This is a genomic window from Stenotrophomonas sp. YJH_SMC_105-26 (genome assembly GCF_059368915.1).
On the sequence record NZ_JCAFSD010000021.1, the window covers coordinates 1 to 10,129 of the forward strand.

5 protein-coding genes are annotated in these 10,129 nt (G+C 66.1%); 2 read left to right on the forward strand and 3 right to left on the reverse strand.

Annotated elements, in window-relative coordinates; genetic code table 11:
• Positions 1 to 334: 334 nt before the first annotated feature.
• The 3 genes from AC5P7F_RS21555 to AC5P7F_RS21565 form a co-directional block, all read right to left on the reverse strand.
• Positions 335 to 706 carry a DUF805 domain-containing protein gene (locus AC5P7F_RS21555; protein ID WP_014645924.1) on the reverse strand — a complete coding sequence of 124 codons (372 nt, stop codon included), beginning with the start codon at positions 704 to 706 and terminating at the stop codon, positions 335 to 337.
• Between the two features lie 128 nt (positions 707 to 834).
• Entirely contained in the window at positions 835 to 1,245 is a 411-nt protein-coding gene (locus tag AC5P7F_RS21560; protein WP_046428790.1) for a hypothetical protein, read from the reverse strand.
• Between the two features lie 456 nt (positions 1,246 to 1,701).
• Positions 1,702 to 4,122, reverse strand: coding sequence for an autotransporter family protein (locus AC5P7F_RS21565; RefSeq protein ID WP_046428792.1), 2,421 nt, complete (start codon positions 4,120 to 4,122; stop codon positions 1,702 to 1,704).
• Between the two features lie 319 nt (positions 4,123 to 4,441).
• On the opposite strand from AC5P7F_RS21565, the gene AC5P7F_RS21570 reads away from it, so the two are divergent.
• Both AC5P7F_RS21570 and AC5P7F_RS21575 read left to right on the forward strand, forming a co-directional pair.
• The gene (locus AC5P7F_RS21570; RefSeq protein ID WP_251467642.1) at positions 4,442 to 7,693 is read left to right on the forward strand and encodes an autotransporter family protein; all 3,252 of its coding nucleotides are present in this window, start codon (positions 4,442 to 4,444) and stop codon (positions 7,691 to 7,693) included.
• A gap of 194 nt (positions 7,694 to 7,887) precedes the next feature.
• Positions 7,888 to 9,909 carry an acyltransferase family protein gene (locus tag AC5P7F_RS21575; RefSeq protein WP_046428798.1) on the forward strand — a complete coding sequence of 674 codons (2,022 nt, stop codon included), beginning with the start codon at positions 7,888 to 7,890 and terminating at the stop codon, positions 9,907 to 9,909.
• The last annotated feature ends 220 nt before the right edge of the window (positions 9,910 to 10,129 follow it).

Genomic DNA, 10,129 nt, shown 5'->3' on the forward strand with positions numbered 1-10,129 from the left:
ACCTACCCAGGCGGGAATACCTCGGTGTTGCTCTGGTAGGTGCCAACCTTGGTTGGCACGAATGTGTCAGCCGCCCGTGCCAACAGCGTGTCGACCAAGGTCGACACCTACCCAGGCGGGAACACCTCGATGTTGCTCTGGCAGGTGCCAACCTTGGTTGGCACGAATGTGTCAGCCGCCCGTGCCAACAGCGTGTCGACCAAGGTCGACACCTACCCAGGCGGGAATACCTCGGTGTTGCTCTGGTAGGTGCCAACCTTGGTTGGCACGGATGTGTCAGCCGCGCGTGCCAACACCGTGTCGACCAAGGTCGACACCCACCAACGGGGGCGGGTTACACGTGCGGAACCGCTGTATCGAAGCGGTTGTTGCCCGGCGTGCCGGGTAGCAGCAGGAACACCAGCACCACCAAGCCCACAATCGGCACCAGCATCAGCAGGTACCACCAGCCGGAACGGTCGGTGTCATGCAGGCGGCGCACGGTCACTGCAATCATCGGCACGATGATCGCCAGCCACACCAACGCGCCCACGCCCGTCGATATCAGTGCCAGCGTGCTTGAACCGGTGTAGCCAGCAATGAAGCCCAGCACATTCGACGGTATCAACACGATCACGACGAACAACTGGAACCACCAGAACTCACCGCGGCTGGCGCGCCCATTGAACTGTGCATAGCGGACAAGCGGAATCATCATCTTGTGCATCCGGGCACTCCCTGAAAAGAAGTGCGCACTATTGGTGCTCCTGTGATGATGAGCCATCGGAATCGTTGCAATTGCGTGCAGCGTGCAACTGAACTGAGCGCTTCCCCGCACTTCTCGTCGTTGGATGCTTACACCGCCCGCAACTGCACATCCACATACTCGGCCAGCCCACGGCAGGCCAGCAGCAGCCCTTCGCGCGCGCCATCGCCCATCTGCTGGTCGATATCCCCGTCCACGCGGACACGTTCGGTGGCGTGCAGCAGTTCCAGCAGGAAACTCAGCCCCGCATTGGCGCGGTCGATGCGCGCCAAGGCCAAACGCTGTCCGGGTGTGCGGTTGCTGCCGGGCCACGGCTGGCCATCGGCGGCATCGCCCTGGCGGATGTACTGCAGGCAGGCCTGCAGGGTGATGGCGCCAGGGCTGTTACCGGTCTGCAGCGCAACGAAGGTGTCTTCCAGCGTGCGGGCCAGGTCATCGGGCAGGCGCGTGGCGGCCTCGCCCAGGGTGGCGAACAGGTGCGGGTAAGGGGAAGCGGTCATGGCGGCGTCCTTGTGCAAGCGGCAAGGGGCCACCCTGCTTAACAGCGAGGGTGGCGGACGGTGCGTGGTTCCAATACCGGTGGCTAACGTCGTCAAACGCCGGCGGGCACGAGGCCCCCACGCACCGCCCGCCATAGGTGCGCGGACAGAATGCCTGCCGACGCCACCCAACAAGGAAAGGGCGACGCCGGCAGGCAAGCGTAAACGACATTAACCGAACGGGATTGGAAGCCCGTGCCACCCGTTGTCGGTGGCGCTACATGATTTGCATGAAGCGCCAGTGCCGCCAATGAGAATTGTTGGAAAGTTCGAAAGCGTTGCAATCGTGCGGCGCACGCCACAGCGTGGCAATCGCGACATTCGTGTAGAGCCGAGCCGACGCTCGGCTCATCACAATCTCATCGAGAAGCAGCCGAGCATGGCTCGGCTCTACAGAAAGTAGAACGCGCTTCTACCTCACCACTTGTACGACATGCTCAGATTGGCCGTCGCTTCGCGGTACCCATGGTCACCCCGCATCACGCCGAAGCCACCCCACGCACTCAGCCCGGAACGGAAGTCCACGCGCGCACCGGCATTCAACTCGTAGCGGTTGCGCGGCACGCTGGCCTTCAGCGCTTCATCATCGAACGCCATGCCGTTGCTGGCGCCATCGCGGTACCAGTTGGCCACCACATACGGGCTGACCGACGCGCCGGCGGCACTGCGGCCTTCGCCCTGCAGGCGCAGGCCCACGCGGCCGGACAGACCGCTGTCGCCCAGGCTGCGCACCACCGTGCCGTTGGCTTCCTCGTGGCGATCGGTGTTGGCGTCGGTGTAGACCAGCTGCAGTTCCGGCTGCAGGCTCAGCGCGGTGCTGCCGATCTGGCCGATGCCGAAGCGGTAGCCGGCTTCCAGCGAGCTCTGCCAGATGTCCGAGTCGTAGCGTTCCTCGGCCAGGCCTTCGCCCTGCACGCGGTTGCGGAACTGGCCGCGCTGCACACTGGCATCCACATACAGTGCATCGTTGCTCCAGTTGCCGTACACGCCCAGCGCGCCGCCGTTGACCTTGCCGCGTGCGCTGTAGCCGGTCAGCTGCGAACGCGAGGTGGCATCGGACCTGGCCAGCGTGCCCATCAGGCCAACGCGGCCCTGGCCGTTGTCGAACACGCCGATGTCCGCACCCAGCTGCAGGCGCGAGCGGTCCACGCGCAGGTCCAGCTGGTCTTCCACCGCCGACAGCTTGCTCTGTGTAGCGTCCACGCGGGCCCAGCCACGCACGCCATCAATGGCGGAGGTGTTGCCGCCCTGGCGGTCGCGCCAGCCATGGCGCAGCAGCTGGTCCATCGCGAATTGGTTGGCCAGGTACGCGCCGGCTTCCGGGCGCAACACCGGCGTGGGGTCGATCGGATCGACCGGATCGACCGGATCCACCGGGTCCACCGGGTCCACCGGATCGACCGGCTTACACTCCGGCAGCGTCGGGTCGATCACACACGGATCCGGCGCCCCGGCAAGTTCCGAGCGCAGGTACCAGCCGCCGTTGGTCGCGTCCTTGAACAGGAAGTACTCGTACTGCCCACCCACCGCGCGGCCCTGCAGGTCGAACTGCGCATTGGACGCACCGCCCACACGGATCAGCTCGATGCCCTTGTCGGTCTTGGCGCCTGCGCCGCCGGCATTGAGCACGCGCACGTTGGCCTGGCCGTTGGCGTCGCCCTTGATGATCAGCTTGTCGGTGGCCGAACTGTCGTCGCCCAGCTGGGTGTTGAACAGCAGGGTGCCACCGGCCCCGTCGAAGGTATCCACGGTGAGCGTGTTGAACGTACTGCCATTGCCCAGCGCCACCGTACCGGTGCTACCCAGCGCGAGATGACCGACAGTGCTGTCGCCGGACATCAGCCAGGTGCTGTCGCCGTCGATGCTGGCCGAGGTGACGCTGAGGAAGCGGCCGTCGATCTGTGCCTTGTTACGCAGGGTTACGTTGATCGTGCCGTTGGTAACCGTTGCCGTATCGAGCCTGACATCACCGATCAGCCGCGCGTCGTCCACTGTAAAGCTGACACGACTGTCGGCGGCGACAGGGTTGCCGGTCCACGAACTCATCAGCAGCAGATTCCCGTCGCCTGCGACAAGTTTTGACCCGTTCGCGACGGTGATCTGGTACTCGGCATCCCGCGCGCGCGGTGCGACGCGGATTGCAGCGCCGCGACGGGACTGGAGCACGGAGTGGTCAACACGAAGTTCGATCGGGGGCTGGCCGGCCGCTGAGGGCGCCAGCAGTGCGGCCATGTTGTCGGCGTCGATGCGGGAGCCTTCCAGATGGATCGTGCCCCCCATCAGACGTACGCCCAAGCCGCTGTTGATGTCACTCGTACCGGGCGCATCCTGGGCACGGATGGTGCTGTTGCGCACCGTTGCGAACGCGTTCTGTGGGAAGGAAGCCCCGGCAGGAGCGAGGTCGATGCCCACGCTGGCAATGCCGGGATGCACGCCCGCTCCCGCCGCCACGGAGATCTGGCTGTCTTCGATCAAGGCGGTGCTGTTGTCGACAAGATGGATGCTACCGTTGAATTGCGTCGATCGAGCCGCCAGGGCCGAGGCGCCGGAGAGGCGCACAGCGGGGCCCGCCGTCGTCGCATCCACACTAGTGTTGGACAGCACCACGGTCGAGTCCTCAGCGGTCAGATTGCGGGTTGCGCCGTCATTCACGGTCAGCAGCGAGCCGTTCTTCAACGTCCACGCTTCGACCGGATCGCCAGCACCGACCTCCGCAGTCTGGCCGTCGAGATCGCCGGCAAGTGCGATGCCGGCGGGAAGGGACGCCAGCGCCAGCACCAGGCTGCGGAACAGCGGGCGCGGCGTCAGAGGATGGGATGCGGTGGCGGTGCGCTTCATGGGGGAATCCTTGTGTCGGAGAAGGGGGAGAGACGCGACACGACGCAACCGCATTCAGACGAAGTGCCGTATATCCTTCATCTCTGTGAGGATGGTGTGAAGAGTGGGCAATTGCGAAGTCAAGTGTCTCTACTGGCGCCAGTCTCTGTGCGCAGCCCGGCCGAACCCATGCAAAAAGTTGTAAAGCCCACTGAACACCGGTAGCGCCTTCAGCTTTCAGCCAGCACTGCGACACCCTGTCGCAGGTGGGTTGCAAGTGATTCGATGGAGGCAGTGAAAGGAGATGACGAGCATGGCGCCTCCTTTCAGGAGCAACCCCATGCATACACCCACCCCACGCCACCATGCGCTGCCAGCTGCCCTAGCCATTGCACTGCTTGCCAGCATTCCCGCCTCGGCCCAGCAGATCGTGGCGGACGGCGACGACCAGATGCCCGCCGAAGGCGATTACCACACCACTGAGCCGGTGCTGCCGGGCGACCCGTCGGGACATGCCTTCTACGCAATCAACGGCGGCCGCATTCTTCCGACAGGGCCGGTCAATCTCTCTACCGAAGGACGCGGAGCGCACGCTGCGCACGCCGAAGGTACCGGCAGCCTGATCTCGTTGCAGGGCGCATCGGTGAGCACCACTGGCATCTCTGCAGCAGGCGCGTCAGTTGCCGCAGGCGCCCGACTGGAGGCCGCCGATGTAGTGATCGAGACACGCGGCAACGGCGCTCACGGGGTACAGGTGCAGGGCGCGGATGCCGTGCTGAGAAACGTGCAGGTCCGCAGCACCGGCGGCGATGCGCTTCGGTTGATGGGAGGCACGCTGCAGGTTCAGGGCGCTCAGTTGCAGGTGAACCGCTACGGTACTTACGGTCTGTATGCGAATGCGGGCACAGCAACGCTGGATGGGGTCCACATCGACATGGCGGGTGACGCGGGCAATGGTGTCCTGGCGACCGGCACGGCCGAGGTCGTCCTGCAGGACGCGAGCATTGGACGCGTGGGCTATTCGGGTGTGGCCGCAACGGCGCATCGCGGCACGCGCCTGGTGATGAAGGGTGTGGACATTGACATGCGCGGTGACGCCGCCGTCGGTCTGGCGATGGGAGGCAGCGTAAACGTTTCCGACAGCCGCATCAGCGTGCAGGGCGCCCATGGTCGCGCCGTCGATCAGTCAGGTGGTGCGCTGGACGTGCAGAGCAGCGAGCTGTCCGGCAATACGGGACTGAGGCTGATGGACAATGGCAGCGCGAACCTGCGTGACAGCAGTGTCCGCAGCGAGCTGGTCGCATTGGATATCAATGGCCGAGGCAACGTCGTGACAGTGGAACGCAGCTCGCTTGCAACGTCTGCAGGTACTGCCATCTGGATGCCGAACGATTCCACGCTGGTGCTGAGTGAGTCTTCAGTGGTGGCCCAGGGAGACGGTGGGCTCGGCCTTGATGCACGAGGCGGCAGCGCGCAGCTTTTCAGTACCAACCTGCGCACAGGGGGGCGTTCTGCCCATGGTCTGTATGCGCAGGGCGGCGCCGGGCGGCCGCCCGGGATCGAGGCGGTCGATTCCCAGGTGCTGACCGAGGGTGATGGGTCTGCTGCGGCGATTGCACGCACCGGCGGGACCGTCACGCTGGTCGACAGCCGCTTGCAGACCCTTGGCCGATCCTCGCACGGTGTCATTGCCGGTGGTGCTGGGCATATCGCTTTGAACAACACCCATGTGCGCACCGAAGGCGAGGGCGCGTGGGCGGCGGTGATCAATGACAACGGGCGGATGCGCATCGACGGCGGCTCGCTGGTGAGCGTCCAGCATGGTGGTGTGTGGGTGCGCAGCAGCCGCGACCCCGGCCTGACCCTGTCCAACGGTGCGGTGGTATCGGGCGGCAATGGCATCGCCTTGGCACTGGATGCCGCAGTGGCCGGGCGCTTCGATGTGGTGCTGGAGGGCCGCTCGCGGATGGACGGTGACATCGCCATCACCCCGGAGGACGAGGACGCTGGGCTGCCGCCACAGTCGGACGTGCATGTACGGCTGGCCGATGGTTCGCTCTGGCAGGGTTCGTCGGATCTGGTGCAGACGATGGCGATCGAGAACGGCAGCCAGTGGACGCTGACCGGTGATGCCACGGTGGGCGAGTTGCAGGTACTCAACAGTGGCGTGGCCTTGTCCGACGGCAGCGGCCGTTTCAATACGCTCACCGTGGACGGCGACCTGCACAGCGCAGGGGCGACGTTCCTGTTCCAGGGCACGCTGGCCGGCGATGACAGCGCGATGGACCGCCTGCACGTGCGCGGCGACAGCTCCGGCGACGCGCTGATCGCGGTGAAGAACATCGGTGGCGTAGGCGCACCTACCGTGGATGGCATCGCGCTGATCGAGATCGACGGTGCATCGCTGGCGAGTTACACGCTGAGCGGCCGCGCGGTGGGCGGATCGTACGAGTACTTCCTGTTCCAGGGCGGCCTGGCCGATCCTTCCGATGGCAACTGGTATCTGCGTTCGCAGTGGTTCGATATCTGCCAGGACAACCCGGCCGCACCGGGGTGCGTGGTCGATCCGGGCCCGGATCCGGATCCAACCGATCCGACTGATCCGACTGATCCGACTGATCCGACTGATCCGACTGATCCGACTGATCCGGGCGATCCGATCCTGCCGCCACCGGTGCTGCGCCCGGAAGCGGGGGCTTACCTGGCCAACCAGTCGGCGGCGATCAACCTGTTCGCGCACCGCATGCACGAGCGCAATGGCGCACGTTCGATGGACGGCGAGCGCCAGGCCTGGGCACGCGTGGGTCGGCAGCAGGCGGATTTCAGCGCGGTCGGCGGCCAGCTGTCGATTGATGGCAACACCTCGATGTTGCAGATCGGCACTGACCTGCTGCAGCGTGGCAACGCGGTTGCCGGTGTGATGCTGGGAAGCGGCCGCGCCGACAGCAGCGTAGTGTCCGATCTGACCGGTTACAGCGCCAAGGGCCGGGTACGTGGCAGCGCCGTGGGTGGGTACGGCACCTGGATGCAGGAAGCGGACGGCACGCGGGGCGCGTATGTGGATGCAGCCCTGCAGTACGGCCGCTTCGATAACCGCGTGCAGGGCATCGGCCTGGCGCCGGAGCACTACGACTCGCGCATGGCCACTGCGTCACTGGAGTCCGGCTACACATTCAATGTGTGGCAGGACACCGCCAGCGCACTGTATGTGCAGCCACAACTGCAGCTGAGCCATGTCGATTTCCGCGCCGATCGCCACGTGGAGAGCAACGGTACGGTGGTCGACCATGCCGACGCCGGTGGCCTTAGCGGGCGCCTGGGCGTGCGTGTGTTCGGCCATGGCACGGCCGCCGGCAACACCGTGCAGCCGTACCTGGGCGTGAACTGGCTGCGTGGCAGCGGCACCAGCACGTTGCAGTTCAACGGCGGCACGCTGGGTGCGGACGTGCCGCGCAACCGCTATGAAGTGCAGGCCGGTGCCGAGCTGAGGCTGGGCCAGCGTTGGGGTGCGTGGGGTGGCATGAGCGTGCAGCGCGGCGATCATGGCTACCGCAACGTAGGCGGCCAGCTGGGCCTGCGCATGGCCTGGTAAGCGCGCCTGCGGCGGGGTCGGAGCCCATTGGCAAGGCAATGGGCTCTGACCCCCAGTTGCTGCTGTGGAGCCGAGCCTATGCTCGGCTCACTGCGATCTGGACGAAGGGCAGCCGAGCATGGCTCGGCTCTACAACCGCGCCGATCCGGGACTGGACCTGAACGTTGTCCACGTCTGTCGCGATTGTCCATTGAATGACTGCGCAAACGGTGGCGATGCTGCCGCCCTGTCTTCTGCCGGTTGCCCGCGTGTCCTCTCCCGAACGTTCCCACAACGCCGCCATCGATGGCCTGCGTGCACTGGCGGTGCTGGCCGTCGTCCTTTTCCACACCAACGCGACGTGGCTGCCCGGCGGCTTCACCGGTGTGGACCTGTTCTTCGTGGTATCCGGCTTCGTGATCAGCCAGTCGCTGGCCTCGCGCGCCCAAGCATCGCTGGGTGCGATGCTGCTCGATTTCTACCGGCGTCGCGTGCTGCGCCTGTTGCCGGCGCTGCTGGTGATGCTGATGGCGACCTTCGTGCTGTCGGCGTTGTTCATTCCCCGCGCGTGGCGCAATGAGCAGTTCGACCAGACCGGCTGGGCCGCGCTGGTCGGCTTGAGCAACATCGTGCTGGCCGGCCAGCAGGACGATTACTTCTCGCCCGGCGCTGAACTCAATCCGTTCCTGCATACCTGGACGCTGGGTGTGGAAGAGCAGTTCTACCTGGTCTTCCCGCTGTTGTTCTTCGTGTGGCTGCGCGGGCGTGAGCGCTGGCCGGGGGCGCGTTGGCTGTTGCCGGCGCTCACCATGCTGTCGCTGGCGTGGGCGGGCTGGCAGGCGCGATCGGCGCCGGCGTCGGCGTTCTATCTGCTGCCGGCGCGGTTCTGGGAGCTGGCCGCAGGTGCGCTGCTCTACCAGTGGATGCATAAACGTACGCCACGCCAGGGCAGCGACGCGGCTGCCGTGACGGGCCTGGCGCTGCTGGCCGCGGGTGTGCTGATCGCCCCGCAGTTGGCGATGCCGGTGCCGGGCGTGCTGGCGACCGTGGCCGGTACCCTGCTGCTGTTGGCGGGCGTGTCGACAGCGGGGACATCGCGCATCGCCCGTGCGCTGGGCTGCGCACCGCTGGCCTACCTGGGTCGGCTGTCCTATTCGCTGTACCTGTGGCATTGGCCGCTGCTGGTACTGCTGCGCTGGACGTATGGCCTGCATGGCGTCGCGCTGTGGCTGTATCCGGTGCTGCTGCTGGCGGTGTCGGCCGCGTCCTACCACTTCATCGAGCGCCCGCTGCGCAGTGCGGCGCCGCTGCTGCGGCTGGCACCGGCCAAGGTGCTGGCGATGGCGTTTCCGCTGGTGGCGCTGTGCGGTGCCGGCGCCTGGGCCACGGTGGAGTACCACGAGCAGGTCTCGCTCAGCGTCACCCGCAACGGCTACGCATGGCAGGCGCGTCGCTACCCGGCGTGGCGCCCGCTGGAACCGGTGAGTGCGCCGGCGCTTGAAGGGCGGCGCCTGTTCGTGGCCGGCGACTCGCATGCGGCGGCGTATCGCACCGTGACCAGCATGGTCGCGCGGCAGACCGGCATGGAGGTGCGCCAGCAGGATCGCGGCGGCTGCAGCTTCGTCAACCTGCTGCGGGCCAGCCCGGCCGACTGCCAGGACTTCATTGAAGACACGCTGTCGACCATCGAGCGCGAGGCGCGCCCGGGTGACATCGTGCTGCTGGCGGCCTTGCGCATGCCGGAACTGCGTGGGTTCGACTGGCAGCGGCAGGATGCACAGCAGATCTATCAACAGCTGCTGGCCGAGCGCACGCCCGCGCATGCACAGGCTGCACGCGACGAAGCCGAACGCGTGCTGGGGCGTTTGCAGAAGCTGGGCGTACAGGTGGTGATCGACGCACCGCTGCCGCTGTTCAAGGCCGGTGCGTACCGCTGTTCAGACTGGTTCAACCGCCGCAATCCGGCGTGTGCCGGCGGTCTGAGCATGCCGCGTGCGGATCTGGAAATGCTGCGGGCGCCGCAGATGGCACTGCTGGATGACCTGGCGGCACGTTACCCGTCAATGACCGTGTGGGATCCGCTGCCGCTGCTGTGCGGGCCGCAGGCCTGTTCGGCGGTGGAAGACGGCGAACCATTGTTCTTCGACAATGATCACCTGAGCGGGCATGGCAACCGCGTGCTGCTGCCCAGTTTCCGGCAGACCCTGATCGATATCGCAGCCGACAAGACGGTCTAGAGCCGAGCCCACGCTCGGCTTGCGCGCACAGCGCGGGCGTCATCGCGATCTGGTCGAAGAGCAGCCGAGCATGGCTCGACTCTACAGGAGCGCGAAGGTGAACGACACGTTGTTGTAGAGCCGAGCCCACGCTCGGCTTGCGCGCACAGCGCGGGCGTCATCGCGATCTGGTCGAAGAGCAGCCGAGCATGGCTCGGCTCTACAGGAGCGCGAAGGTGAA

What these genes read in the sequence shown, in the direction of transcription:
- AC5P7F_RS21555 (WP_014645924.1), bottom strand. Translation starts at nt 706, where the DNA reads ATGCACAAGATGATGATTCCGCTTGTCCGCTATGCACAGTTCAATGGG.
- AC5P7F_RS21560 (WP_046428790.1), bottom strand. Translation starts at nt 1,245, where the DNA reads ATGACCGCTTCCCCTTACCCGCACCTGTTCGCCACCCTGGGCGAGGCC.
- AC5P7F_RS21565 (WP_046428792.1), bottom strand. Translation starts at nt 4,122, where the DNA reads ATGAAGCGCACCGCCACCGCATCCCATCCTCTGACGCCGCGCCCGCTG.
- AC5P7F_RS21570 (WP_251467642.1), top strand. Translation starts at nt 4,442, where the DNA reads ATGCATACACCCACCCCACGCCACCATGCGCTGCCAGCTGCCCTAGCC.
- AC5P7F_RS21575 (WP_046428798.1), top strand. Translation starts at nt 7,888, where the DNA reads ATGACTGCGCAAACGGTGGCGATGCTGCCGCCCTGTCTTCTGCCGGTT.